Genomic DNA, 25,382 nt, shown 5'->3' with positions numbered 1-25,382 from the left:
CCTGGCCTCCGGGTCTGCTGGCGCTAGTGTCACCGTGTGACCAGCACCACGACCCGAGTCCACGCCTTCGCTGACGACGCACTCGGCGACCTCGACGCAGTCGGGGTCGCCGTTGCCGTCTCCTCGGGCGAGATCAGCGCCGCGGAGGCCGTCGAGGCCGCCATCGCGCGTGCCGAGGCGGTCAACCCGCGCCTCAACGGCATCGTCACGCCCGACTACGACCGCGCTCGCAGCACGGCCGCGACGCCGCTGTCTGGCGTGTTCGCCGGCGTGCCGACGTTCGTCAAGGACAACACCGAGGTCGCGGGCCTGCCCACGCGCCACGGCTCCGCCGCCGTCATCGACCCGCAGCCCGCGGCCGCCACCGAGCCCTTCGCCGAGCAGCTGCTGTCGACGGGCGCGGTCAACCTCGGCAAGTCGACGATGCCCGAGTTCGGCTTCAACGCCACGACCGAGTTCCAGGACGCCGAGCCGACGCGGAACCCGTGGCACACCGACTACTCCTGCGGCGCCTCCTCCGGGGGTTCCGCCGCCCTGGTCGCCGCCGGTGCCGTGCCGTTCGCCCACGCGAACGACGGCGGCGGCTCCATCCGCATCCCGGCAGCGGCCTGCGGGCTCGTGGGCCTGAAGTTCACGCGGGGTCGTGAGCTGCCGTCCGCCGAGGCGAAGGACCTGCCGGTCAACATCATCTCCAACGGCATCGTCAGCCGGTCGGTGCGCGACTCGGCCGCCTTCCTCGACGCGGTCGACCGGCACACGCCCAACCGCGACCTCAACCGTGTGGGGCTGGTGGAGGGCCCGTCGGACCGACGTCTCCGCGTCGGGCTCATCCTCGACTCCCTCCGCTCGAAGACCGACGACGAGACCCGCGCTGCGGTGCTGGAGGTCGCGCAGCAGCTCGAGAAGGACGGCCACGAGGTCGTCGAGGTCGCGCTGCCGGTCGACGAGGCGTTCGTGGAGCACTTCCTCCACTACTGGGCGATGCTCGGCTTCTCGATGCACCGCTTCGGGGGCCGTCTCCTCCACACGCAGTACGACCGCAGCCTCAACGACTCGCTCACGAAGGGGCTCGCGCGCGACTTCATCCGCCGTCCCTGGCGCACCCCTGGCGCGATCCGCGGACTGAAGCGGTCCGAGACCATCTACAAGGACGCCTTCCGCACCAACGGCGTCGACGTCGTGCTGTCACCCGTGCTGGGCTACACGACTCCCCTGCTGGGCCACCTGTCGCCCGCTGCTGGATACGAGGTGATGCTGCCGCGCCTGCTCGACTACGCGTCGTTCACGCCGGCCAACAACGCCTCCGGCGGACCCGCGATCAGCCTGCCGCTCGCGCAGACCTCGGACGGTCGGCCGCTCGGCATCCACTTCTCGGCGGTCCACGGCGACGAGCGCACGCTCCTGGAGCTCGCCTTCGAGCTCGAGCAGAGCATCGGATTCGCCCGCATCACCGACTGACGTACCGCTCGCGAGTGAGCTTGTTGGGGGTCACGAGCGACTTTGTTGGTGCAAAGGAGTGACGAATCCGCTCCTGTGCACAGACAAGCTCACTCGCGAGGGGTAACAAAGTCTCTCGCGAGGGGTCAGGTGCGAGGGGTCAGCGGAAGTGCTCGTGGCCCGCTTCGCCGTCCCACGGGAGGCCGTCGACCGTGACGCGGGGGTGGTCACCGGCCGGCACGGCCACGACCGTGCCCACGGGGTTCCAGTCGTCGGGCAACGGCGCCTCCGGCGGGAACGTCGCCGCCAGGGCGTAGTCGTCGCCGCCCGTCAGCACGAACGAGACCGGGTGACGACCCAGCGCCTCCGCCACGGTGATGACGGCCGACTCGATCGGCACCTGCTCGGAGCTGAGGTCGATCTGCACGCCGCTGGCACGCGCCACGTGGGCGAGGTCGCCCAGCAGGCCGTCGCTGACGTCGATCATCGCGGTGGCACCGGCCTCCGCGCCCGAGGCGCCGGAGTCGTAGGGCGGGTGCGGCACACGGTGCGCCTCGACGGCCGCGCGCGGCGACCGGAAGCCACGACTCAGCGCCGCGAAGCCGGCACCCGCGAGCCCGAGCGTGCCGGCGACGGCCACGATGTCACCCACCTTGGCCCCGTTGCGCCGCACCGTGCGGTCGGCCTCCCCGATCACCGTGACGGCGATCGTGAGCACGTCGGACGCCGTGACGTCGCCCCCTACGACCGCAGCGCCGACGAGCTCGCACTCCTCGACGATCCCGCGGACGAGCTCGTCGATCCAGGCGACGGGCAGGTCGCCCGGCACCGCGAGCGCCAGGGTCAGCGCGGTGGCGCGGCCGCCCATCGCGTTGATGTCGGACAGGTTCGCGGCAGCGGCCTTGCGGCCGACCTCGTGGGCCGTCGACCAGTCGCGCCGGAAGTGGCGCTGGTCGACCAGGACGTCGGTCGAGACGACGAGCGTCCCGCCGACCGTGATCTCGGCGGCGTCGTCGCCCGGGCCGACCAGGACGGCGTCCGTCGTGGGCAGCGCGCGCGTGATCCGTTCGACGAGTCCGAACTCTCCCAGCTCGGACACCGTCTCGACGGTGAGGTCCCTCGTGCCTCCTCCGGATGCGTGCATGCGGCCATTGTCGCCCAGGCGGGCATCAGTTCCGTGCAGGACATCCGGTAGGTTGTGCCGGTCCCGTTACAAAGGAGTCACGATGACCGTGCAGGCGTACGTCCTGGTCCAGACCGAGGTCGGCACCGCATCCGACGTCGCCACGGCGATCGGCGAGATCGAGGGTGTGAAGTCCGCTCAGGACGTCACCGGCCCCTACGACGTCATCGTCCTGATCGAGGGTCCCTCGATCGACGAGCTCGGCACGCTCGTGGTCAGCCGCATCCAGAAGACCACCGGCATCACGCGCACCCTGACCTGCCCCGTCGTCCGGGTCTGACCCCGGGACGCCCCGCTAGCGCAGGCCCGTGGGCCGCGCCAGGGCCTGCCGCAGCAGCAGGTCGACCAGCTCGGCGTAGGGCACGCCCGACGCCTCCCACAGCAGGGGGAACATCGACGACGTCGTGAACCCGGGCATCGTGTTGATCTCGTTGATCACGAGGTCCTCGCCGTCCAGGAAGAAGTCGACGCGCGCGAGGCCCTCGCCGCCGATCGCCTGGAACGCCTGGACCGCGTAGGCGCGGATGCGCTCCGAGACCGTGGGTGACAGGTCGGCGGGCACCAGGTTGGCGCTCGTGCCGTCGAGGTACTTCGCCTCGAAGTCGTAGAACGCGTGCGAGTCGTGCAGCACCTGCACCTCTCCGACCACGCTGGCCTGCGGCGTGCCGTCGACGGCCTGCACGATGCCGCACTCGACCTCGCGCGCACCGACCTTGCCCGCCTCGACCAGCACCTTGGGGTCGAAGTCGCGGGCCTTCTCGATCGCCGGCGCCAGCTCCTCCCAGGTCTCGACCTTCACGACGCCCGAGCTGGAGCCCGCCCGCGACGGCTTGACGAAGACCGGGAGCCCGAGGGCACGCACGCGCGCCTCGACCCGGTCGCGGTCGGCCGGCCAGGCGGACGGCTCGATCGGCACGTACGGCACCTGCGGGAGCCCGGCCGCCGCGAACACGACCTTGGCGAAGACCTTGTCCATGCCCACGGCGCTGGCGAGCACGCCCGCCCCGACGTAGCGGACGTCGGCGAGGTCCAACAGCCCCTGCAGGGTGCCGTCCTCGCCCCACGGGCCGTGCAGGAGCGGGAACACGACGTCGGCGTCGGTCACGGACTCCCACGGCACGGCAGCGGCGTCCTCATCGACCTCGGGCAGCTGGCCGGGCACGAGCTCGGGCCAGCGCGGTTCGGCCTCGACCCACGTGCCGGAGCGTGTGATGCCGATCGCACGCACGTCGTAGCGCTCGGGGTCGATGACCGACAGCACCTCGCGCGCCGTCAGGCAGGAGACGCCGTGCTCGCTGGATCGACCGCCGTAGACCAGGCAGACGCGCGTCCGGGATGCGGGACGTTCCGAGATCATTTTCAGGACCCTATCGCCCGGCCACCCCGGACCTTGCACAATGGAGCCATGTCAGTCCGCCCGACGTCGCTCGAGACCCTCGCCGTAGCCGCCGGACGACCGGCGCACGAACCAGGCGGACCCCTCAACCCGCCCATCACGCTGGCGACCGCGCTCGTGCCCGGAGGCGACTCGGAGTACACGCGCCACGGCCACCCCGGCTGGGAGGCCTTCGAGGAGGCGGTCGGAGCCCTGGAGGGCGGCCACGCCGTCTCGTTCGGCTCGGGCATGGCAGCGACCGTCGCGGTCCTGGAGCTCCTGCCCGTCGGCGCGAAGGTCGTCGCCGCGAGCGGCAGCTACTACGGCACGACCGTCGAGCTCGAGCGCCGCGCCCGTCGTGGCCTGCTGCAGCTCGAGACGGTCGACGTCACCGACACCGAGGCCGTCATCGCGGCAGCGGCCGACGCGGCCATGGTCTGGCTCGAGTCCCCCACGAACCCCGCGCTCGACGTCGCCGACATCCGCGCGATCTGTGCCGCCGTCACCGCGGTCGGCACCGCCGTCGTCGTCGACAACACGCTCGCCACTCCCCTGCGCCAGCGCCCGCTCGACCTGGGCGCCGACTTCGTCGTGCACTCGGCCTCGAAGCTGCTCTCGGGCCACAGCGACGTGCTCATGGGCGTCGTCGTGACCCACGACGACCGGGCAGCCCGCGCCCTCGCGACCCGGCGCACCTCGCTCGGCTCGGTGCCGGGCTCGCTCGAGGCCTACCTCGCCCTGCGCGGGCTCCGCACCCTGCACGTGCGGCTGGACCGCGCTGAGGACAACGCCACCGAGATCGCCGCACGTCTCCTCGAGCGCTCCGACGTCACGGGCGTCCGGTACCCCGGCTTCGGCACGATGGTGAGCTTCGAGGTCGTCGGCGGGGCCGAGGCGGCCCAGCGGGCCACGGAGTCCAGCGAGGTCGTGGTGCACGCCACCAGCCTCGGCGGCGTGGAGTCCTCCTGGGAGCGCCGCCGACGTCACGCGGGCGAGCCCGCCGCCGTCCCGGAGTCGCTGATCCGCCTGTCGGTCGGCATCGAGAACGTCGAGGACATCTGGGAGGACATCGCTCGCAGCCTCGACGCCGTCAGCGGCCACACGCCGGCCGGTGGGGCCCGGCGTGAGCCTCAGCGCACCTCGGGCTGGGTCTGACGCGCGATCATCGCCTTGACCAGCTCGGTGGGCGTGATGCTGCCCTGCACGAGCGCGTCGACCGCGTCGACGATCGGCATCTCGACGCCGTGCAGCGCGGCGAGCTCCTTGACCGAGGTGCACGACTTCACGCCCTCGGCGACCTGACGCATCTGGGCGGCGGCCTCGTCGACCGACAGGCCCTGGCCGAGCTTCTCGCCGAAGCTGCGGTTGCGCGACAGCGGCGACGAGCACGTGGCCACGAGGTCGCCCAGGCCTGCGAGACCGGCGAAGGTCATCGGATCGGCACCGAGCTCGGCGCCGAGGCGCCCGGTCTCGGCGAGGCCACGCGTGATGATCGAGGCCTTGGCGTTGTCGCCGAACCCGAGCCCGACCGCCACGCCGACCGCCAGGCCGATGATGTTCTTGGTCGTGCCGCCGAGCTCGCAGCCGACGACGTCGGTGTTGGTGTAGGGCCGGAACGCCGCGGAGTGGCAAATCGTCTGGAGCCGCAGCGCGGTCTCCTCGTCGGCGCAGGCCACGACGCTCGCCGCGGGCTCGCGCATCGCGATCTCGCGGGCGAGGTTCGGGCCGCTGACCACGGCGATGCGCTCCGGGCCGGCCCCCGTGAGCTCGGCGATGACCTCGCTCATGCGCAGGTGCGTGCCCAGCTCGACACCCTTCATGAGGCTGACGAACACTGCGTCGTCGGGCACGTGCGAGCCCCAGTCGGTCAGGTTCGTGCGCAGCTGCTGGGAGGGCACGGCGAGCACCACGACCTCGGCACCGTCGAGCACCGCGGCGGCGTCGGAGGACGCCGTGATGGTCTCCGGCAGCACGATGCCGGGCAGGTAGTCGGGGTTCTCGTGCGTCGACGAGATGGCCTCGCACAGCTCGGCGCGGCGCCCCCAGATGCGCACCTCGTTGCCGGCGTCCGCCAGGACCAGCGCGAACGCCGTCCCCCAGGAACCTGCTCCCATGACCGCGATCGATGCCATCAGTGCTCCTCGGTGCTGGTGGTCGGGGGTGCCTGGTAGTTCGTCCGGGGCTTCTCGAGCTGGCGGACGTCGACCCGGGGGCCGGTCGGCAGCTCGCCGCGGATGTCGGAGACGAGCCCGGTGAGCGCGTCGATCAGGCGGTCGGTGGCCTCGTGCAGGAGCTTCTCGGTGAGCTCCTGGCCCGCGAGGTCCGACAGGTCGACGGGATCGCCGACCCGCACGTGCACGGTCTTGCGGGGGAAGAAACGGAGCCGCTTGGAGTAGGGCCACAGGATGTCCTGCGCCCCCCACTGGGCGAGCGGGACGAGCGGGCGTCCGCTGGCGAGCGCCACCCGCACGGCGCCCGTGCGCCCGTCCATCGGCCACAGGGCGGGGTCGCGGGTGATGGTGCCCTCGGGGTAGATCGTGACGACCTGTCCGGCCTCGACGGCCTGGGTGGCCGCGGCCAGGGATTCCGCGGCGCCCACGGTGCTGCGGTAGACCGGGATCTGCTCCGCACCTCGCAGGATGCGGCCCACCACGGCGACGTCGAACAGCGTGTCCTTCGCGAGGAACCGCGGCGTGACGCCGTGGTCGACCATGAAGTGCGAGATCAGGATGGGGTCGAGGTGCGAGATGTGGTTCGGGGCGAGCACGTAGCCGCCGCTCGGAAGCTTCTCCGCACCGCGCCAGTCACGGCGCGTGACCCGCATCAGGAACGGGTGGAGGAGGCGAACCACCCACCGCGTCATGCGCGGCATGTTCGACCACCTGCCCATGGATCAACACTAGTACGTCGACGCCCGAGCATGACGTGGGTCACCCCTGCGTCGCCGCGCGAGCTGCGGCAGGAGGCCCGCGCCGAGCAGGACGAGCGCCGCACCGAGGAAGGCCGGCCCGAACCCGACCCCGGCAGCAAGGCCCCCGACGAGCGAGGAACCGCTCGCCTGACCGAGCACGAGCACCACGAACAGCAGGGACGTCCCGGCCGCGGCTCGGGCGCCGTCGATCTCCGACGTCCCCGCGATGAGCGCCCCCGTCGCCGCCGTGAACCCCCACCCGAAGAGCGCGCACGCCCCGAGGGCCAGGACGGCGGAGCCCGGCGCGAGAGCCAGTGCCGCAGTCGCGGCAGCGGCGGACAGGGTGGAGACGGCCCAGGAGGCCTGGGTGCCGAGACGGACCATCGGCCGGGCCGTCGCGATCACCGCAGCTCCGCCGATCCCGAGCGCGACCCAGGCCAGGACCGACGTCCGCTCGCCGGACCCTCCCTCGACCAGCAACGACCGCCCGAAGCTCCAGACCGCGGCGGACCCGGTGCCCATCACGAAGGCCGAAGCAACGGCGTGACGGTGTGCCATGAGCCAGCGCCGGTCGGGCGTCGTGCGTCTGCGGACCGGCGTCTCGACCGGCGCGCGGTCCTCGTCCAGCAGCAGGACGGCCGCCGTGGCCACGAGGGCGGCCACGGCAGCCAGCGCCCAGGCCAGGCGCCAGTCCGGCAGCAGCAGGAGCGCCAGCGCACCGGCGGCCACGAGTCCCGGACCGGTCCCGGCGTTGACCGAGGTCTGGTCGCGCTCGCGCGTCTGGGGACGGACGTTGCGGTCGACCAGGCGCACCATGGCCGGCGAGGCCAGCCCGGCGGCCGTCGAGCCGACGACGGCCGCGACCGAGAAGGTCAGCGGGCCGTCGGCCGCGGCCATGCCCGCCGAGCCCACGACAGCGGTCAGCCCGGCCGCGAGCACCAGCAGGCGAGGATGCTGCTCCGCGGCGAGGAATCCGGTCACGGCACCGAGGCAGTACGCCAGCGAGGCAGCGGACGACACCCGGCCAGCAGCGGCCGTCCCGAGACCCAGGTCGGCCTGGACGTCGGGCAGGAGCAGGCCGTACGCCAGCCTGACGAGTCCGTAGGTCACGGCGACGAACCCCGTCCCCGCGATGACGAGAGACGTGCTGCGCGTTCCGCCAAACGATAACGGTCGTTTCATATTGAGAGTCTAGGATGGGGTCATGGCCATCCGCACCTCCAGCGAGAAGAAGCTGCTCGACGCAGCGGAGGAGCTGTTCTTCACGCACGGCATCGGCGCCACCCCGATCGACGCCGTGATCGCCCGCGCCGGCGTCTCCCCCGCGACCCTCTACCGCGGCTACGCCAGCAAGGAGGCACTGGTGGCGGCCGCCCTGGAGCGACGACACCAGGACTGGGTCGACGTGTGGCAGCGCGCCGTCGACCAGCAGACCTCGCCGACCGCTCGCCTGCTCGCCGTCTTCGACGCCCTGGACGACTTCCGGTCGCGTCCGGAGGGCGCTCGCTGGTGCGCGTTCCTGGGCTCTGCGGCCGAGTACGCCGACCCACCGCCCGAGATCGCGCAGGCCGTCACCCGCGACACCGACACCCTGAGGTCCCGCCTGCAGGACCTCGCGGCGCCGTGGGGAGAGCCCGACGCCGAGCGCCTCGCCGACGAGCTCCTGCTCCTCGTCTCCGGCCACCTGGCGATGCGCCTGCGCGACGCCGAGCACTCCACCGGCACGGCCCGCGCGATCGCAGCGTCGCTGCTGGCCGCGCGTCCCGAGGTGCCGGCCTGAGTCAGAGCGTGGCGGGCTTGAACGGCAGGCGCTTGGCCTCGTAGGCCTCGATGTGGTCCTCGTGCGAGAGCGTGATGGCCACGTCGTCGAGACCCTCCAGCAGGCGCCAGCGCGTGTAGTCGTCGATCGTGAACGAGTCCTCGACTCGGTCGACGCCCTCACCGGCCGAGACGGTGCGGCTCTCGAGGTCGAGCGTGACCTGGGCGCCGGGGTTGGCCTCGACGTGGTCCCACAGCGCCTGGACGACCTTCTCGTCGACCTCGGCCGCGAGCAGGCCCGCCTTGCCCGAGTTGCCGCGGAAGATGTCGCCGAAGCGCGAGCTGATGACGGCCTTGAAGCCGTAGTTCTGCAGCGCCCAGACCGCGTGCTCGCGCGAGGAGCCCGTGCCGAAGTCGGGACCCGCGATCAGCACGGTGGCCTTCTCGTAGGCCGGCTGGTTCAGCACGAACTCGGGGTCGTTGCGCCAGGCGGCGAACAGGCCGTCCTCGAAGCCGGAGCGGGTGACCCGCTTCAGGTAGACCGCCGGGATGATCTGGTCGGTGTCGACGTTGCTGCGACGCAGCGGGGCAGCGACGCCGGTGTGCGAGGTGAACTTCTCCATGGTCAGGCTCCCGTCGTGGTCAGGGCGGGCAGGTCGGACGGCGCTGCGAGGTGCCCGAGCACGGCCGTGGCCGCGGCGACCTCGGGCGAGACCAGGTGGGTGCGCCCACCCTTGCCCTGGCGACCCTCGAAGTTGCGGTTCGACGTCGACGCGCTGCGCTCGCCGGGGGTCAGGGTGTCGGGGTTCATGCCGAGGCACATCGAGCAGCCCGCGCCGCGCCACTCGGCTCCGGCCTCCTTGAAGACGAGGTCGAGCCCCTCCTCCTCGGCCTGCAGACGCACCCGGACCGAGCCGGGCACGACGAGCACCCGCGTGTTGTCGGCGACCGTGCGGCCCTTGATGATGTCGGCGACGACCCGCAGGTCCTCCATGCGGCCGTTGGTGCAGGAGCCGATGAACACCGTGTCGATGTCGATCTCGCGCATCGGGGTGCCGGCGGTCAGGCCCATGTACTCCAGCGCCCGCTCGGCGGCGACCTTCTCGTTCGCGTCCTCGAACTCGTCGGGGATCGGGACGTTGGCCGACAGCGGCACGCCCTGGCCCGGGTTGGTGCCCCAGGTGACGAACGGCGTGACCGTGGACGCGTCGATCGTGATGATCTTGTCGAAGTGCGCGTCGTCGTCGGTGACCAGGCTGTCCCAGTAGGCGACGGCCTCGTCCCACTGCTCGCCCTGCGGAGCGTGGACGCGGTCCTTCAGGTACTCGTAGGTCGTCTGGTCGGGCGCGATCAGGCCCGCCTTGGCGCCCCACTCGATGCTCATGTTGCAGATCGTCATGCGGGCTTCCATCGACAGCTTGCGGATGGCCTCGCCGCGGTACTCGACGATGTAGCCCTGGCCGCCACCGGTGGTCTCCTGCGTGATGAGCGCGAGGATGAGGTCCTTCGCGGTCGAGCCCGGGGGCAGCTCGCCGACGACGTCGACGGCCATCATCTTGGGCTTGGCCTGCGAGAGCGACTGCGTCGCGAGCACGTGCTCGACCTCGCTCGTGCCGATGCCGAAGGCGATCGAGCCGAACGCGCCGTGCGTGGAGGTGTGCGAGTCGCCGCACACGATCGTCATGCCGGGCTGCGTGAGTCCGAGCTGGGGTCCGACCACGTGCACGATGCCCTGGTCGATGTCGCCCATCGGGTGCAGGCGGACCCCGAACTCCTCGGCGTTGCGCCGGAGGGTCTCGACCTGCGTGCGCGACACGAGGTCCGCGATCGGCTTGTCGAGGTCGGTCGTCGGGATGTTGTGGTCCTCGGTCGCCAGCGTCAGGTCGGGACGACGCACGGTGCGGCCCGACAGGCGCAGGCCATCGAAGGCCTGCGGGCTGGTGACCTCGTGGATGAGGTGGAGATCGATGAAGAGGAGGTCGGGTTCGCCCGCGTGGCTGCGGACGACGTGGTCGTCCCAGATCTTCTCGGCCAGAGTCCTGCCCATCGCTGCCACTCCTCATATCGGTTGTCGTCGCATCATCGACCTGACCGCCGCCGCACCGTCAACGCAGGGTCGGCTTACCGGGTGCTTGCGTCTCACGATTCGATACGGCAGTATCAAGACATGGACAACTCTAGCGGAGTCGGCGTGCTCGACAAAGCCGCTCTCGTGCTGGCGGCCCTGGAACCGGGCCCCGCCACGCTGGCCGGACTCGTCGCCGCCACGGGCCTGGCCCGACCCACGGCCCACCGCCTCGCCGTCGCGCTGGAGCACCACCGCCTCGTCGCCCGCGACATGCAGGGCCGCTTCATCCTCGGTCCGCGGCTCGGTGAGCTCGCCTCCGCTGCCGGCGAGGACCGCCTTCTCGCGGCCGCCGGTCCCGTGCTCGCCCGCCTGCGCGACATCACCGGCGAGTCCGCCCAGCTCTTCCGCCGTCAGGGCGAGCACCGCGTGTGCGTCGCCGCGGCGGACCGCCCGACCGGTCTGCGCGACTCGATCCCGGTCGGCAGCCAGCTCACGATGACGGGCGGATCCGCCGCCCAGGTCCTGCTGTCGTGGGAGGACCCCGAGCGCATGAACAAGGGCCTGCTGAAGGCCACCTTCTCGGCGGCCGAGCTCGCAGCGGTGCGCCGCCGCGGCTGGGCGCAGAGCGTGGGCGAGCGCGAGAGCGGCGTCGGCTCGGTCTCGGCGCCCGTGCGCTCCCCCTCCGGCAAGGTCGTCGCTGCCGTGTCGGTCTCGGGCCCGCTGGAGCGCCTCACACGCCAGCCCGGGCGCATGCACGCGCCGGCCGTCGTGGCCGCGGGCGAGCGCCTGTCGCAGAGCCTGCGCCGCGGCCTCTGACCGCGACGCAGGCCCCGCGGGTCAGCCCAGCTCGGTGAGCAGCTGCGCCTTGGTCTTGCGGGAGTAGCCCGCGACGTTGCGACGACGCGCCTCGGCGCGCAGCTGCGTCACGGTCCAGTCGGCGCTCGGCGAGGCGCTGGTCGCGGACGAGGCGGGAGCGGGCGTCGCCGCCTTCTTCGCGGGAGCCTTCTTCGCGGCCGTCTTCTTGGCGGGAGCCTTCGTAGCCGGCTTCGCGCTCGTCGCGCGAGTCACGGCGTCGCGCGTCTCGCGCGCGGCGGCGGCCACGCGGGAGCCGGCCTTCTCGGCGGCGTCCTCGACGGCGTCCTCGATGTCGTCCGCTGCGTCCTCGACCTTGGCCGCGAAGCGCTTGGCGTCGTCGGCGGCCTTGCGGGCGGCCTTCTTGGCCTTGTCCTTGTACTTGCCGGCCTCGGACTTGTACGAGTCGGCGAGCGCCTTGTACTTCTTGACGTCGACCTTGCGCTCCTCGAGGCGCGCCTCGAGCCGGTCGATCGTCTTCTCGTACTTCTTGATCTGCGCCTTCAGCTCGGCGACGACGCTGTCGGCCGCGGACTTCTTCTTCGCCATGACTCTCCTCGGTTGGTTCCGGTTGCGCACATGGTGCCGCATCCGGGTGAACGTCGGGTAGGCGTCCACGATGCGACGCGCCGGTCAGAACAGCCCGGGGTTCTCCAGGTTCAGCAGGATCTGCTTGCGCTCGATGCCACCGGCGTATCCCGTCAGCGTGCCGTTCGACCCGATCACCCGGTGGCAGGGGACGACGACAGGGATCGGGTTGGCCCCGTTGGCCGCACCCACCGCGCGCGAGACGACGGGCTCGTAGCCGAGCCGCGCGGCGATCTCGCTGTACGAGGCGGTCTGGCCGAACGGGATGCGGCGCAGCTCGCCCCAGACCTTCTGCTGGAACTCGGTGCCGTCGTTGGCGAGGGGCAGGTCGAACTCCTGACGCTCGCCCGCGAAGTACTCGGCGAGCTGCGCCTCGGTCGCGTCGAGCACGGGGTCGGCGACCCGCGAGCCGCGGACCTCGGCGCCGAAGTCGATCGCGGTGAGGAGGCCGGCGGAGGTGTGGAGCCGGAGTCCGCCGATCGGCGAGTCCATCCAACGAGTACGCGTGCTCATGGTTCAGATCCTTCCGGGTCGGGTGGCGGCACGCCAGAGGTGCATGCCGGCGTAGGACCGCCACGGGGCCCAGCGGGCCGCGTCGGCGGCGGTGACGTGGTGGCGCTCGAGCTCGCGCCGGAGCACGAGGTCGGAGGTCAGGAGGACGTCAGGGTCGCCGAGCCCGCGCATCATGACGTAGTCGGCCGTCCAGGGGCCGATGCCCGGCAGGGCGAGCAGTGCGGCTCGGGTGGCCGCGCGGTCGGCACCGGGCGTGAGGTCGAGGTCGCCGGACACCACCGCGCCGGCCACGGTCGCCACGGCGCGACCTCGCGAGCGGGGCATCGGCAGCGTCTCCGGGTCGAGCCCCGCGAGCACCCCGACCGACGGGAACAGGTGCGTGAGCCCGTGCTCGGCGGCGAGCGCGAGCTCGACCGGCTCGCCCTCCTGCGCGACGAGGCGCCCGAGGACCGTGCGCGCACCCGCCACCGAGACCTGCTGGCCGACGACCGTGCGCACGGCGACCTCGACCGCGTCGAAGCCACCCGGGAGGCGAAGGCCGGGCGCCTCGCGCACCGACTCGGCGAGCACCGGGTCGGCGCCCAGCACCTCGTCGATCGCGACGGGGTCGGCGTCGAGGTCGAGCAGGCGTCGGGCCCGCTCGACCGCGACGGCGGTGTCACGGAGGTCGGCCAGCTCGAGTCGCGCGACGACGTGGCCGTCGGCGGGCGTCAGCTCCACCACGCCGACACCGTGCGGCAGGCGCACCAGGCGGGCGTAGGTGCCGTCGCGCACCGACTCCAGGCCCGGCACGGCGTGGTCGTCGAGGAACTGCAGGAGACCGACGCCGTCGAAGGGTCGGCGCACCGCGAGCCGGAGGGTCAGGTGACCGCCCGCCGTGCCGGGCCCCCGCTTGCTGCGGAGCTGCGACGGCGTGGCGTCGTAGACCTCGCGCATCGTGTCGTTGAACTGCCGCACCGACGCGAAGCCGGCGGCGTGGGCGACGTCGGCCATCGACAGCGTCGTGGTCTCCACGAGGATGCGCGCCGTGTGGGCGCGCGCTCCCCGCGCGAGCGCGAGCGGACCGACGCCGAGCTCGGCGGTCAGCATGCGGTGCACCTGACGGCTGCTGTAGCCGAGGCGCGCCGCGAGACCTTCCACCCCGTCCCGCTCGACCACACCGTCACGGACGAGGCGGACCGCACGGCCGACCGCGTCGGCGCGGTGGTCCCACTCCGGCGAACCCGGCACGGTGTCGGGACGACAGCGTCGGCACGCCCGGAAACCGGCACCGTGGGCGGCGGCCGACGAGCGGTAGAACACGACGTTCTCGCTGCGCGGCGTGACCGCCGGGCACGAGGGACGGCAGTAGATGCCGGTCGTGCGCACGGCGGTGAAGAACACGCCGTCGAACCGTGCGTCGCGCGAGCGCACCGCGCGGTAGCGGCGCTCGTGCAGCGGATCGGTCGTCGTCATGACTCCATCATGCGTCGGCCCGCCACGTGCGTCTGGCGGGTTTCGGACATGACCGTCAGCGTTGGTTCGGCGACTCCTTGCGCCGCAGCTGGACGTTGGCCGTGGACTTGTCGATCTCGAACAGATCGATCTCCTCCAGCAGCGTGATGAGCTTCGCGTAGCCGTAGTTGCGCGGCTCGAACGACGACTGGTTGCGCACCTGCTTGCCGACCGCCGAGAGCGTGGCCCACCCGTGGTCGTCGGCGTCAGCGTCAACCGCAGCTCGCAGCATCTGCACCAGACGGGAGTTGCCGCGCATCTCGCTGCCGCTCATGCGGGTGCCGCCCGAGCGCTTCTCGGGGCGCTCCTGGTCGGCCTCCTCGCCGCCGATGCGCTCGAGGTAGACGAAGCGGGTGCAGGCGTTGACGAAGGCCGCCGGGGTCTTCTCCTGGCCGAAGCCGAGCACCGTGGCGCCCGACTGGCGCAGGCGCATGACGAGCGGGGTGAAGTCGGCGTCGCTCGAGACGATCGCGAAGCCTTGCGCGTTGCCGCTGGCCAGGATGTCCATGGCGTCGATGACCATCGCGATGTCGGAGGCGTTCTTGCCCTTGGTGTAGGCGAACTGCTGGATCGGCGCGATCGCGTACTCCTGCAGGACCTTCGCCCACGGACCGATCGTCGCGTTGGTCCAGTCGCCGTAGGCCCGGCGCACGTGCGCCACGCCCACCGTCGCGACCTCGCTCAGGATCGCGTCGATCTTCTTCGCGGGCGCGTTGTCGGCGTCGATCAGGACGGCGATCCGAGACTCTTCCATGATGCGGACGCTACAGGTGACGCACGGGCCGAGCCCACACCGCGCACCCCCGGGCCGCGAAAAGGTAAGACCCCCACCGGGTGGAGCCGATGGGGGTCTTGTAGCCCCGACGGGATTCGAACCCGCGCTACCGCCTTGAGAGGGCGACGTGCTAGGCCGCTACACAACGGGGCCATGACTCGTGACGAGCCATGAGGACCTTCCCCGAAGGAAAGGTTTCGTACCCCGTACCGGATTCGAACCGGCGATCTCCGCCTTGAGAGGGCGGCGTCATAACCGCTAGACCAACGGGGCGCGGGGTCGGACGAGCCGACCTTAGCTGGGGTACTAGGACTCGAACCTAGAACAACTGAACCAGAATCAGCCGTGTTGCCAATTACACCATACCCCAAGGGGGTATCGAATCCCTTGCTTCCGCAAGGCTTCCGAACCGAGGTGACACTCTACCCGACGTCGTTCCCGGGGCCCAAACCGGTCACGCCCTCGGGCCGGCCGGCCCGCACTCACAGGGCGGCCGAGAGCCTGGCGAGGGTGCGGGAGCGGCCGAGCAGCTCGAGCGACTCGAACAGGGGCGGCGAGATGCGGCTGCCGGTCACGGCGACGCGCACGGGACCGAAGGCCAGACGCGGCTTGAGGCCGAGCCCGTCGACGAGGGAGGCACGCAACGCGGCCTCGATCGACTCGGTGTCCCAGGTCTCGACGGCCTCGAGCGCATCGCGAGCGGCGCGCGCGGTCTCGCGGCCCTTCTCGTCGAGGTTCTTCGCCGCGTCCGCCTCGTCGACCGAGAAGTCGTGCTCGTCGATGAAGAGGAACCGCAGCATGTCGACGGCCTCGGTGAGCTTGGCGATGCGCTCGTGCACGAGCGGCGTGGCCGCGGCCACCAGCGCCTCCTCCTCCTCGGAGGCCGGCTCGTTCACCAGACCCGCGGTCGCCAGGTACGGCACGAGGCGCTGCGCGACGTCCTCGACCGGCAGCCGCCGGATGTGGTCGCCGTTGATGGCCTCGCACTTGTCGAGGTCGAAGCGCGCCGGGTTCGGGTTGACCCGACCGATCTCGAAGGCCTCGACCATCTCGGCCAGGCTGAACACGTCGCGCTCGGCGTCGAGCGACCAGCCGAGCAGCGCGAGGTAGTTGAGCAGCCCCTCGGGCAGGAAGCCCTGCTCGCGGTAGCCCAGCAGGTTGGACTCGGGGTCGCGCTTGGAGAGCTTGCGGTTGCCCGCGCCCGTCACGTACGGGAGGTGGCCGAAGCGGGGAGTCGAGCCGTCACCCACGCCGATCTGCGCGAACGCCTCGTACAGCGCGATCTGCCGCGGGGTCGACGACAGGATGTCCTCGCCGCGCAGGACGTGCGTGATGCCCATCAGCGCGTCGTCGGTGGGGTTGGTCAGCGTGTAGAGCGGCTGGCCGTTGGCGCGCACGATGACGAAGTCCTGCACGTTGTCGGCACCGAAGGTGATCGGGCCGCGCACGAGGTCGTCGAAGGTCCAGTCCTTCTCGGGCATCTTGAAGCGGATGACCGGCTTGCGTCCCTCGGCCTCGTAGGCCGCCTGCTGCTCCGGCGTCAGGTCGCGGTGCAGCCCGTCGTAGCCGCTGGGCCGGCCCGCGGCGCGCGCCGCGTCACGGCGCTCCTCGAGCTCCTCGGCGGAGTCGTAGGCCTTGTACGCCAGACCGGCCTCCAGCAGGCGCTGGGCGACGTCGGCGTAGACGTCCATGCGCTCGCTCTGGCGGTACGGGCCGTTGTCGCCGCCGACCTCCACGCCCTCGTCCCAGTCGAGCCCCAGCCAGCGCATGACGTCGACCAGCAGGTCGTACGACTCCTGGCTGTCGCGGCTCGCGTCGGTGTCCTCGATGCGGAACACGAACCGGCCGCCGTGGTGGCGGGCGAAGGCCCAGCTGAACAGGGCGGTGCGGGCCATGCCCACGTGCGGGTTGCCGGTCGGCGACGGGCAGAAGCGCGCGACGACGGGCTTGCCGGGGATGACATCAGTCATGCGAGACCACCTGGTTGACGAGGGTGCCGATGCCGGCGACCGTGACGCTGACGGAGTCGCCGACGACCATCGGTCCGACGCCCTCCGGCGTGCCGGTGAGGATGACGTCGCCGGGCAGCAGCGTCATGAAGCTCGAGACGTAGGCGATGATCGTGGGCACGTCGAAGACCATGTCGGCCGTCGTGCCGTCCTGCTTGGTCTCGCCGTTGAGGGTCGTGCGCACGCGCAGGTTCGACGTGTCGAGGTTGGTCTCGATCCACGGGCCGAGCGGGCAGAACGTGTCGTAGCCCTTGGCCCTGGCCCACTGGCCGTCGGACTTCTGCAGGTCGCGGGCCGTCACGTCGTTGGCGACGGTGTAGCCGAAGACGACCTTCGCGGCGTCCTCGGCCGGCACGTCGCGGCAGATGCGGCCGATGACGACCGCGAGCTCGCCCTCGAAGTGCAGGTCCTTGGTCGGACGCGGGTACACGATCGGGTCGCCGGGGCCCACGACGCTGGTGTTGGGCTTGATGAAGACGAGCGGCTCGGTCGGCAGGTCGTTACCGAGCTCGGCCGCGTGGGCGGCGTAGTTGCGTCCGATGCCGAGCACCTTGCTGCGTGGGATGACGGGCGCGAGCAGCCGCACGTCGTCGAGCGGGACCTTCTGGCCCGTCAGCTCGATGCCCGCGTACAGCGGGTCTCCCTTGAGCACCGCGATCGTGGGGGTGCCGTCCTCCTCCCCCACGACGCCGAACTGGGGATCGTCATCTCCGGCAAATCTCGCAATACGCACGAGTCCGAGCCTAGCGGCGTGGCCGCGGGCCGGACCGCGCGCCGGGTTCTGGACAGATCGATCCAGATTGGTCTACGGTCGTCGCGTGGCCCGTCCTCGCTCCTTCGACGCCGACACCGCGCTCGCCGCGGCGGTCGACGACTTCTGGGACTCCGGGTACGGCGCGACCTCCACCGACGAGCTGTGCCGCAGCACGGGCCTGTCACGCAGCAGCCTCTACAACGCCTTCGGCAGCAAGCGCGACCTCTACCTGCAGGCGATCTTGCGGTACGCGGCCGAGAAGCAGGGGCAGCGCGCCGACCTGCTGGCGACCGACCTGGACGGCCGGGCGCTGCTGCGGGTCGTGCTGACGACCGTGCTCGACGAGCAGTGGGGCGACGACGACCGCCGCACGTGCCTCATGATCAACGCCTGCGTCGAGGTCGGCTCGAGCGACGAGGAGGTCCGCAGGGCCCTGGCCGACAACGCCGACGACTTCCGCCGCATGATCGCCGACGTCGTGCGACGCGGGCAGCTCGACGGCTCGCTGACCGACCGCGCCACGGCCGACCAGCTGGCCGCGGTGCTGCACGCCGCGGTCGACGGCCTGCAGGTGCGCTCTCGCATCGACCGCGACCGCGACCCCGTCGACGACGCCGTCTCGACGCTGCTGACCCTGCTCTGACCCCGGCCCCACCCCGGCCGGCCTTCGCACGCCCGCATTTTGTACTGATCGATCCAGAATCTCGGGAGGACCACCATGACGACCGCCACCACCACGCCGACCAGGCTGCCCGTCGCCGTTCCCGTCCTGGCACTCGGGATCTTCTGCCTCGGGACGTCCGAGTTCATGCTCGCCGGGCTCCTGCCCGAGATGGCCCGCGAGCTGGGCGTGTCGATCCCCGCGGCCGGTTCGCTGATCAGCGCGTTCGCGATCGGCATGCTCGTCGGCGCACCGGTCATGGCATTGCTCACGCTGCGCCTGCCGCGCAAGGTCACCCTGGTCGGGGCGGGTGTCGTCTTCGCCCTCGCGCACCTCGCCGGCGCGCTCACCACGAGCTTCGGCCTGCTGGTCACCACCCGCGTCGTCGCCGCCGTCGCGTGCGCCACGTTCTGGGCCGTCGCCAGCGTCACGGTCGTCGCCGTGACACCGAAGAACCTCACCGCCCGTGGTCTCGGCACGCTCATCAGCGGCATCACGCTCGCCAACATCGTCGGCGTGCCGGCGGGCACCTGGGTCAGCGACCACTGGGGCTGGGAGTCCACGTTCGTCGCCGTCGCCGCCCTGAGCGTCGCCGCGACCGTGGCGGTCGCGCTCCTGGTGCCCGAGACCGCCAGCGACGAGAAGATCGCGATCGGCGCCCTCGCGCGACGCGAGCTCCAGGGGCTGACCGGCAGCCGGCTCTGGCTGGCCGTGGGCACCACCGTCGCGGTGCAGTCGACGATGGTTGCGACGTTCTCGTACCTCTCCCCCTTGCTGACCGACGTCTCCGGCCTCTCCGCAGGGGTCGTGCCCCTGGTGCTGCTGGCGTTCGGCCTGGGGTCGTTCGCGGGCATCACCGTCGGCGGCCGGTTCGCCGATCGCGACCCGCTGCTCAACGTCGTGGTGTCGCTGCTCGCCACGATCGTGTCGCTGGCCGTGGTCTGGCTCGCTGCTCCGTCAGCCGTCGCGATCGTGCCTGCCGTCGTCGTCTGGGGCTTCGCGACCTTCACCGTCGCGTCGGCCATCAACGCCCGCATCTTCCAGCACGGCGACCAGGCCCCCAACCTCGTCGCCGGCGTCAACGTCGCGGCGTTCAACATCGGCAACGCCATCGGCCCGTGGGCCGGCGGACTCGTCATCACGGCCGGCCTCGGCTATCGCGCCCTGCTACCGCTGTCGATCTCGCTCGCGCTCGTCGGGCTGCTGGTCGCCGCGGCGTCCTGGCGGGTCGAGCGTGGGCGCACGGTCGAGGTCGAGGCGGCTCCCTGCCCAGCATGCTAGGCTCCTCCGGCTCAGGTGAGCCTTGCCTGAGTGAATTCTGTGAGCAGGCACCGGACGGAGCATCGTGGTCGGCACGTTCATCATCGGGCTCCGTGAGGGCCTCGAGGCCGCGCTGGTGGTCGGCATCCTCCTGGCCTACGTGCGCAAGGTCGGCCGGCCCGAGGTCCGGGCCCGCATCTGGCTCGGTGTCGCCGCCGCGGTCCTGCTCTCGCTCGCGGTCGGCGCGATCCTGACGTTCGGCACCTACGGACTCACGTTCCAGGCCCAGGAGCTCATCGGCGGCACGATGTCGATCGTGGCGGTCGGGTTCGTGACCTGGATGGTCTTCTGGATGGCCCGGACCGCCCGCCACCTCAAGAGTCACCTCGAGGGCGAGGTCGACCAGGCCCTCACCGGTGCGGCATGGAGCCTCGTGCTCGTCGGGTTCCTCGCCGTCGCGCGCGAGGGCATCGAGACGGCCCTCTTCCTCTGGAGCGCCGTCAGGTCCTCCGGCGAGGGCGAGTCGCCGTGGCTCGGAGCCGTGCTCGGCCTGGCCGCCGCCGTCGCGCTCGGCGCCCTGATCCACCGCGGGATCGTGCGCATCGACCTCGCGAAGTTCTTCCAGTGGACCGGCGGCCTGCTCGTCGTCGTCGCCGCGGGCGTGCTCGCCTACGCGGTGCACGACCTGCAGGAGGCCCGCTTCCTCCCGGGCCCGTTCGAGCCCGCTCCCGAGGGCGCCGGCTCCTTCGTCTCCGGCCTGTACGGCGAGTCCGCGTGGCTCTTCCGCATCCCCGACGTGATCGACCCGTCGGGCCTTCCTGCCGCGATCCTCAAGGGCACGATCGGCTTCAGCCCCGAGATGACGATCCTCGAGGTGCTCGCCTGGGCCCTCTACCTCGTCGTCGTCCTGACCCTCTTCCTGCGCGTCACCCGCCGCCGCACGCCCGCGGCCACCCCGCTCATCCCTGAAGGAGCCTCATGAACCGCACTGCCTCCCAGTGGGCGATCCCGCTCGTCGTCACCGGCGCCCTCGCCCTGACCGGGTGCGTCGAGAACGACGACGCCTCGGCCACCGCGATCGCCGTCACGAGCACGGCCGACGAGTGCCAGGTCGAGACCGCCACCGCCACGAGCGGCCCGGTGCGCTTCGAGGTGGAGAACACGGGCGACGACGTCACCGAGTTCTACGTGCTGGCCGACGACGGCCTGCGGATCATCGGCGAGGTCGAGAACATCGCCGCCGGGTCGAGCCGCGACCTCACGGTGCAGCTGCAGCCCGGCGACTACTTCACGGTCTGCAAGCCCGGTATGGTCGGTGAGGGCGTCGGCCAGGCCGACTTCAGCGTGAGCGGCGACGAGCTCGAGGCCTCCGAGAGCGACCAGGCGGCGACCGACGAGGCCGTCGCGAGCTACACGGCGTACACCAAGACCCAGGTCGCCGAGCTCGTCACGGGCACCAAGGCGTTCACCGACGCCTACCGCGCCGGTAACGACGACGAGGCCCGCCGCCTCTTCCCGCTCGCCCGCATCAACTACGAGCGCGTCGAGCCCACGGCCGGCAACTTCGGCGACCTCGACCCGAAGATCGACTACCGCAAGCCGGGCGCCGAGGCCGAGGGCCTGGAGTTCACGGGCTTCCACCGCATCGAGATGGACCTCTGGATCGACGAGGCCCGGGTCAACTACCCCGGCGAGGACATCCAGCCGCTCGACCAGGCCGGCCGTGCCGCTGTGGCCGACCAGCTCGACGCCGACATCCAGTCGCTGTACGACCAGGTGCACGCCGACGACTTCGAGCTGACCGTCGACGACATCACCAACGGCGCGATCGGCCTGCTCGACGAGATCGCGGCACCTGACGGCAAGCTCCCCGGCGAGGAGAACGAGTTCGCCCACACCGACCTGTACGACTTCCTCGCCAACGTCGAGGGGGCCGAGGTCGCCTACGGCACCGTGCGCGACATCGCGGCCGGCAAGGGCCAGGACGGCGAGGACCTCGTCGCCGAGCTCGACGAGCAGTTCGCCGCCATGAAGGCCCTGCTCGCGACCTACGGCAGCTACGACGCCGGCTTCGTCTCCTACGCCACGGTCGACCAGACGGCCCGCAACGCGCTCGGTGCGCAGCTCAACGCCCTGAGCGAGCCGCTCTCGCAGCTCACGTTCACGGTGCTGGGCGTCGATCCGGGCGAGTGAGCGACCCGACCAGCCCCGAGGGCACCCCCGCGCGAGGCGTCTCGCGCCGGGGTGCCCTGGGCATGGCTGCCCTGGCGGCCGCCGGGACCGCCGCCGGATTCGGTGCCGGCCGCGCCACCGCGGCGCGCGTCGACGACCCGAGCTCGCAGACCTACGCCTTCCGTGGCGAGCACCAGGCCGGCATCACGACTCCCGTGCAGCAGCACCTGTACTTCGCGAGCCTCGACATGACCGCCGGGGCCGACCGCGACGACCTCATCTCCCTCCTCCAGGACTGGACCGAGGCGGCCGAGCAGCTGATGGCTGGTCGGGAGGTCGGCGACACCGGTGCCGTCGACGGCTCCCCCCTCGCTCCCCCGGACGACACGGGCGAGGCGCTCGGTCTCGGCCCCCACCGCCTGACGCTGACCTTCGGCCTCGGGCCCTCGTTGTTCGACCGCGAGGGCGACCCGTTCGGCATCGCCGACCGACGTCCGGAGGCGCTCACACCCCTGCCCCTCTTCGCCTTCGACCTCCTCGAGGAGCCGATCAGCGGCGGCGACCTCTGCATCCAGGCGTGCGCCGACGACCCCCAGGTCGTGGTGCACGCGATCCGCAACCTCAGCCGGATGGCCTTCGGCCGGGCACAGGTGCGCTGGACCCGTCTCGGCTACGGGCGCACGTCGCGCACCAGTGCCCAGCAGCAGACCCCGCGCAACCTCTTCGGCTTCAAGGACGGCACCGCCAACATCCTCTCCGACGACGCAGAGGCGCTCGATCGGTGGGTGTGGGCCGACGACGGCTGGATGGCGGGCGGCAGCTACCTCGTGGCGCGCACGATCCAGATGACGATCGAGAGCTGGGACCGGACCCGCCTGGAGGAGCAGGAGCTCGTGGTCGGACGCTCGAAGGGCGAGGGCGCTCCCCTCTCGGGCGGCACCGAGATGACCGAGCCCGACTTCGAGATGCAGTCCTCGACCGGCGACTTCGCCCTGCCCGCGACGTCGCACGTCCGGCTGGCCCACCCCGACCAGAACGACGGCGTGCAGCTCCTGCGGCGCGGGTACAACTACGTCGACGGCAACAACGACCTGGGCCAGATCACGGCCGGACTGTTCTTCCTGTCCTTCCAGCGTGATCCGGCCCAGTTCGTGCAGGTGCAGAGCTCGCTCAAGACCGATGCGCTCAACGAGTACATCCGTCACGTCGGGTCGGCCCTCTACGCGGTGCCACCCGGGGTCCGTCCCGGTGAGCACATCGCCCAGGGCCTGTTCGACGCGTGAGCGCCCTCAGACGAGGGTGATGTCGACCGGCACGGCCGAGCGCAGCGTGTGGCCGACGGGTGAGGAGTCGAGCACCCGAGCGTGCAGCTGCTCGACCTGCTCGCGCGGGGCGGACGACTCGAGGGTGACCTTGGCGCGGATCGTGTCGAACCCGGCGTGCCCCTCCTTCAGCCCGAGGAAGACGTGCAGGTCCAGGTCGCCCTGGAGGTCGATCGAGAGCGCGTCGATCGGCACGCCGGCGACGCTCGCGTTCGCCGCGTAGCCCACCGCGAGGCAGTTGCCGAGCGCGCCGAGCAGCTGCTCGACCGGGTTGGGGGCCGTGTCGCCTCCACCGAGGGCGGGCGGCTCGTCGGAGCGGATGCCGTCGAACTGGCGGACGCGGGCGTGCGACGCAAAGCCGCCGTCCCAGGTGACGTGCGCGGCCCACGTGGTCGCCGCCTTCGCGGGATCGCCCTGGATGCCCTCGACGAGGGAGCCGACGGCCGCGAGGTCGACGTCGTTGAGCTGGGTGGTGGTCTGCTGGGTCATGGCGGGTCCTCCGGGATCGTGGGTGATGCCCTCGAGCGTCCTCCGTCGCGGGCCGTGATCGGCCGCCTCTTGCGATGCAAGACGTCCGGGAGGAGGGAGGGAATCGTGGTACCGGCGGAGGGGCAGCCGTCCGCCACGCCGGGTCGTCCGTGCAACTGTCAGTGGCCCGTCGCAGACTGGCTGCATGGCTGAGTTCACCCATGACGACGTGACCTTCTGGTTCGACGAGCACGGCTCCGGCCCGTCGATGGTCTACCTCCACGGCGGCTTCAGTGACGCGAACGAGGTCGATCCGGTGCTGGAGCGGTACGCCGCAGTCCGCCACGTGTACCGCCCGGAGCGCCGGGGCCACGGCCGCACGGCCGACACCTCCGGCCCACTCGGCTTCGAGCAGAACGCGAGCGACACCATCGCGTTCCTCGAGCAGGTCGTCGGCGGCCCGGCCGATCTCGTCGGCTACAGCGACGGCGCCACGACCGCTCTGATCGTCGCGCTCCGCCGGCCCGACCTCGTCGATCGCCTCGTGCTGATGAGTGGCCAGTTCCACCACGACGGCCTGCTGCCCGACATGTTCGGCGACGACCCCGCCGCTGCCGCCGCCGGCATGGTGCAGTCGCCGCTCGCCGGGCGGTACGCCGAGGTCTCGCCCGACCCGGCCGACCACTTCGTCGTGGTCGTCGAGAAGGTCCTGCGCATGGCCATGACCCAGCCCACGCTCACGACCGACGACCTCGCCGCCGTGCGGTCACGCACGCTCGTGCTCGCCGGCGACGACGACGTCGTCGCTCCGGAGCACTCGCTCGACCTCTACCGCTCCGTCCCGGACGCCGAGCTGGCGATCGTGCCCGGCACGTCACACGTGCACATCATGGACAAGCCCGAGCTCGTCGCCGACCTCGTGCTCGCGTTCCTCACGCAGGACCCGGTCGCGACCCGAGCGCCGATCCGGCGAGCCGGGTGACTCAGGCCGAGCCGTAGCGGCGGTTGCGGCTCGCGTACTCCTCGACCGCGGTGAACAGTGCTCGGCGGTCGACGTCGGGCCAGGCGATGTCGCTGAACACCATCTCGGCGTAGGCCGACTGCCAGAGCAGGAAGTTGCTGGTGCGCTGCTCGCCCGAGGTGCGCCAGAAGAGGTCGACGTCGGGCATCCACGGCTCGTCCAGGTAGCGGGCGAAGGTGCGTTCGTCGATGCGATCGGGATTGACCGTGCCGGCCGCCACGTCGCGCGCCAGGGCCGTGGCCGCGTCGACGATCTCGGCCCGACCGCCGTAGTTGACGCACATCGTCAGGGTGCAGACCGTGTTGTGACGCGTCAGCTCCTCGGCCGCCTCGAGCTCCTTGATGACGCTGCGCCAGAGCCGCGGGCGGCGACCGGCCCACCGGACGCGCACGCCCATCTCGTGCATCTCGTCGCGGCGACGACGGATGACGTCGCGGTTGAAGCCCATGAGGAAGCGCACCTCCTCCGGCGACCGCTTCCAGTTCTCGGTCGAGAACGCGTACGCGGAGACGGCCTCGATGCCGAGCTCGACCGCGCCCTCGACGACGTCGAACAGCGCCGCCTCGCCCATCTCGTGGCCCGCCGTGCGGGGCAGCCCGCGCCCCTTGGCCCAGCGGCCGTTGCCGTCCATCACGATCCCGACGTGCCGCGGCACGAGCTCGGGGGGCAGGTCGGGTGCACGCACCCCGGACGGATGCGGCCGCGGCGGGCGGGGCTCTCTGCGACGAGGGGGCGGCGGGACGGACGGGCTCATCGCGACG

26 protein-coding genes and 3 tRNA genes are annotated in these 25,382 nt (G+C 71.6%); 11 read left to right on the top strand and 18 right to left on the bottom strand.

Annotated elements, in window-relative coordinates; genetic code table 11:
• Nucleotides 1–36 precede the first annotated feature (36 nt).
• A complete protein-coding gene (locus LO931_RS09515; RefSeq protein WP_229053357.1) occupies nt 37–1,458 on the top strand; it encodes an amidase in 1,422 nt (473 codons plus the stop codon).
• A gap of 139 nt (nt 1,459–1,597) precedes the next feature.
• On the opposite strand, the gene LO931_RS09510 is transcribed toward LO931_RS09515, so the two are convergent.
• Entirely contained in the window at nt 1,598–2,581 is a 984-nt protein-coding gene (locus LO931_RS09510; protein ID WP_229053356.1) for a thiamine-phosphate kinase, read from the bottom strand.
• An 82-nt stretch (nt 2,582–2,663) separates the two neighbouring features.
• Here LO931_RS09510 and LO931_RS09505 point away from each other — a divergent pair, with 82 nt between their 5' ends.
• Nucleotides 2,664–2,900, top strand: a complete 237-nt coding sequence (locus LO931_RS09505) for an Lrp/AsnC family transcriptional regulator (RefSeq protein ID WP_229053355.1) — start codon at nt 2,664–2,666, stop codon at nt 2,898–2,900.
• Between the two features lie 15 nt (nt 2,901–2,915).
• Here LO931_RS09505 and LO931_RS09500 read toward each other — a convergent pair whose 3' ends face one another.
• Nucleotides 2,916–3,977 carry a D-alanine--D-alanine ligase family protein gene (locus LO931_RS09500; protein ID WP_229053354.1) on the bottom strand — a complete coding sequence of 354 codons (1,062 nt, stop codon included), beginning with the start codon at nt 3,975–3,977 and terminating at the stop codon, nt 2,916–2,918.
• A gap of 48 nt (nt 3,978–4,025) precedes the next feature.
• Here LO931_RS09500 and LO931_RS09495 point away from each other — a divergent pair, with 48 nt between their 5' ends.
• Nucleotides 4,026–5,150 (top strand): PLP-dependent aspartate aminotransferase family protein, encoded by a 1,125-nt coding sequence (locus LO931_RS09495; protein ID WP_229053353.1) that lies wholly within the window; start codon nt 4,026–4,028, stop codon nt 5,148–5,150.
• On the opposite strand, the gene LO931_RS09490 is transcribed toward LO931_RS09495, so the two are convergent.
• From LO931_RS09490 to LO931_RS09480, 3 genes are read right to left on the bottom strand one after another with little or no spacing between them, the layout of a single operon-like run.
• Complete coding sequence (locus tag LO931_RS09490; protein ID WP_229053352.1) at nt 5,126–6,127, bottom strand: NAD(P)H-dependent glycerol-3-phosphate dehydrogenase; 1,002 nt, start codon at nt 6,125–6,127, stop codon at nt 5,126–5,128. The two genes, LO931_RS09495 and LO931_RS09490, sit on opposite strands and share 25 nt — an antisense overlap.
• On the bottom strand, nt 6,127–6,885 hold the full coding sequence (locus LO931_RS09485; protein WP_229053351.1) for a 1-acyl-sn-glycerol-3-phosphate acyltransferase: 759 nt from the start codon (nt 6,883–6,885) through the stop codon (nt 6,127–6,129). The genes LO931_RS09490 and LO931_RS09485 overlap by 1 nt, the downstream gene beginning before the upstream one ends.
• Nucleotides 6,886–6,894: 9 nt before the next feature.
• Nucleotides 6,895–8,016, bottom strand: coding sequence for an MFS transporter (locus LO931_RS09480; RefSeq protein ID WP_229053350.1), 1,122 nt, complete (start codon nt 8,014–8,016; stop codon nt 6,895–6,897).
• A gap of 94 nt (nt 8,017–8,110) precedes the next feature.
• Between LO931_RS09480 and LO931_RS09475 the strand changes: the two genes are divergently transcribed.
• Nucleotides 8,111–8,686 (top strand): TetR/AcrR family transcriptional regulator, encoded by a 576-nt coding sequence (locus LO931_RS09475; protein WP_229053349.1) that lies wholly within the window; start codon nt 8,111–8,113, stop codon nt 8,684–8,686.
• A 1-nt stretch (nt 8,687) separates the two neighbouring features.
• On the opposite strand, the gene leuD is transcribed toward LO931_RS09475, so the two are convergent.
• Together leuD and leuC are read right to left on the bottom strand one after the other, a co-directional pair.
• On the bottom strand, nt 8,688–9,287 hold the full coding sequence (gene leuD, locus LO931_RS09470; protein WP_229053348.1) for a 3-isopropylmalate dehydratase small subunit: 600 nt from the start codon (nt 9,285–9,287) through the stop codon (nt 8,688–8,690).
• 2 nt (nt 9,288–9,289) lie between these two features.
• Nucleotides 9,290–10,711 carry a 3-isopropylmalate dehydratase large subunit gene (gene leuC / locus LO931_RS09465; protein WP_229053347.1) on the bottom strand — a complete coding sequence of 474 codons (1,422 nt, stop codon included), beginning with the start codon at nt 10,709–10,711 and terminating at the stop codon, nt 9,290–9,292.
• 120 nt (nt 10,712–10,831) lie between these two features.
• Between leuC and LO931_RS09460 the strand changes: the two genes are divergently transcribed.
• Nucleotides 10,832–11,548, top strand: a complete 717-nt coding sequence (locus LO931_RS09460) for an IclR family transcriptional regulator (protein ID WP_229053346.1) — start codon at nt 10,832–10,834, stop codon at nt 11,546–11,548.
• Between the two features lie 21 nt (nt 11,549–11,569).
• Here the strand turns inward: LO931_RS09460 and LO931_RS09455 are convergent, their stop codons facing one another.
• The 9 genes from LO931_RS09455 to LO931_RS09415 all read right to left on the bottom strand — a co-directional run bounded on the left by LO931_RS09455 (nt 11,570) and on the right by LO931_RS09415 (nt 17,696).
• The gene (locus LO931_RS09455) at nt 11,570–12,133 is read right to left on the bottom strand and encodes a hypothetical protein (protein ID WP_229053345.1); all 564 of its coding nucleotides are present in this window, start codon (nt 12,131–12,133) and stop codon (nt 11,570–11,572) included.
• Nucleotides 12,134–12,217: 84 nt separating this feature from the next.
• Entirely contained in the window at nt 12,218–12,685 is a 468-nt protein-coding gene (locus LO931_RS09450; RefSeq protein ID WP_229053344.1) for a methylated-DNA--[protein]-cysteine S-methyltransferase, read from the bottom strand.
• 3 nt (nt 12,686–12,688) lie between these two features.
• On the bottom strand, nt 12,689–14,140 hold the full coding sequence (locus LO931_RS09445) for an AlkA N-terminal domain-containing protein (protein WP_229053343.1): 1,452 nt from the start codon (nt 14,138–14,140) through the stop codon (nt 12,689–12,691).
• A gap of 55 nt (nt 14,141–14,195) precedes the next feature.
• The gene (locus LO931_RS09440) at nt 14,196–14,933 is read right to left on the bottom strand and encodes an NYN domain-containing protein (RefSeq protein ID WP_229053342.1); all 738 of its coding nucleotides are present in this window, start codon (nt 14,931–14,933) and stop codon (nt 14,196–14,198) included.
• 101 nt (nt 14,934–15,034) lie between these two features.
• Nucleotides 15,035–15,107, bottom strand: a tRNA-Glu gene (locus tag LO931_RS09435).
• A 47-nt stretch (nt 15,108–15,154) separates the two neighbouring features.
• Nucleotides 15,155–15,227, bottom strand: a tRNA-Glu gene (locus LO931_RS09430).
• A gap of 25 nt (nt 15,228–15,252) precedes the next feature.
• A tRNA-Gln gene (locus LO931_RS09425) sits at nt 15,253–15,324 on the bottom strand.
• Nucleotides 15,325–15,436: 112 nt separating this feature from the next.
• Nucleotides 15,437–16,924 carry a glutamate--tRNA ligase gene (gltX, locus tag LO931_RS09420; protein ID WP_229053341.1) on the bottom strand — a complete coding sequence of 496 codons (1,488 nt, stop codon included), beginning with the start codon at nt 16,922–16,924 and terminating at the stop codon, nt 15,437–15,439.
• Nucleotides 16,917–17,696: a fumarylacetoacetate hydrolase family protein gene (locus LO931_RS09415; RefSeq protein ID WP_229053340.1), complete on the bottom strand. Its 780-nt coding sequence runs from the start codon at nt 17,694–17,696 to the stop codon at nt 16,917–16,919. The genes gltX and LO931_RS09415 overlap by 8 nt, the downstream gene beginning before the upstream one ends.
• An 85-nt stretch (nt 17,697–17,781) precedes the next feature.
• On the opposite strand from LO931_RS09415, the gene LO931_RS09410 reads away from it, so the two are divergent.
• The 5 genes from LO931_RS09410 (at nt 17,782) to efeB (ending at nt 23,093) form a co-directional block, all read left to right on the top strand.
• Nucleotides 17,782–18,360 carry a TetR/AcrR family transcriptional regulator gene (locus LO931_RS09410; RefSeq protein ID WP_229053339.1) on the top strand — a complete coding sequence of 193 codons (579 nt, stop codon included), beginning with the start codon at nt 17,782–17,784 and terminating at the stop codon, nt 18,358–18,360.
• A 75-nt stretch (nt 18,361–18,435) separates the two neighbouring features.
• Nucleotides 18,436–19,659, top strand: coding sequence for a Cmx/CmrA family chloramphenicol efflux MFS transporter (locus LO931_RS09405; RefSeq protein ID WP_229053338.1), 1,224 nt, complete (start codon nt 18,436–18,438; stop codon nt 19,657–19,659).
• Between the two features lie 64 nt (nt 19,660–19,723).
• The gene (gene efeU, locus LO931_RS09400) at nt 19,724–20,620 is read left to right on the top strand and encodes an iron uptake transporter permease EfeU (RefSeq protein WP_229053337.1); all 897 of its coding nucleotides are present in this window, start codon (nt 19,724–19,726) and stop codon (nt 20,618–20,620) included.
• Nucleotides 20,617–21,831: an iron uptake system protein EfeO gene (efeO, locus tag LO931_RS09395; protein WP_229053336.1), complete on the top strand. Its 1,215-nt coding sequence runs from the start codon at nt 20,617–20,619 to the stop codon at nt 21,829–21,831. Before efeU ends, efeO begins: the two co-directional genes overlap by 4 nt.
• On the top strand, nt 21,828–23,093 hold the full coding sequence (gene efeB / locus LO931_RS09390) for an iron uptake transporter deferrochelatase/peroxidase subunit (RefSeq protein ID WP_229053335.1): 1,266 nt from the start codon (nt 21,828–21,830) through the stop codon (nt 23,091–23,093). The genes efeO and efeB overlap by 4 nt, the downstream gene beginning before the upstream one ends.
• 6 nt (nt 23,094–23,099) lie before the next feature.
• Here efeB and LO931_RS09385 read toward each other — a convergent pair whose 3' ends face one another.
• A complete protein-coding gene (locus tag LO931_RS09385; RefSeq protein ID WP_229053334.1) occupies nt 23,100–23,621 on the bottom strand; it encodes an OsmC family protein in 522 nt (173 codons plus the stop codon).
• A 184-nt stretch (nt 23,622–23,805) separates the two neighbouring features.
• On the opposite strand from LO931_RS09385, the gene LO931_RS09380 reads away from it, so the two are divergent.
• On the top strand, nt 23,806–24,582 hold the full coding sequence (locus LO931_RS09380; protein WP_229053333.1) for an alpha/beta fold hydrolase: 777 nt from the start codon (nt 23,806–23,808) through the stop codon (nt 24,580–24,582).
• A gap of 1 nt (nt 24,583) precedes the next feature.
• Here LO931_RS09380 and LO931_RS09375 read toward each other — a convergent pair whose 3' ends face one another.
• Nucleotides 24,584–25,375, bottom strand: coding sequence for an isoprenyl transferase (locus tag LO931_RS09375; RefSeq protein ID WP_229053332.1), 792 nt, complete (start codon nt 25,373–25,375; stop codon nt 24,584–24,586).
• Nucleotides 25,376–25,382 lie beyond the last annotated feature (7 nt).

It is taken from the genome of Aeromicrobium sp. Leaf350, assembly GCF_916858655.1.
Lineage (GTDB): Bacteria > Actinomycetota > Actinomycetes > Propionibacteriales > Nocardioidaceae > Aeromicrobium.
Note: the sequence above shows the minus strand (reverse complement) of the source record. Positions and strands in the feature narration are given on the sequence as shown.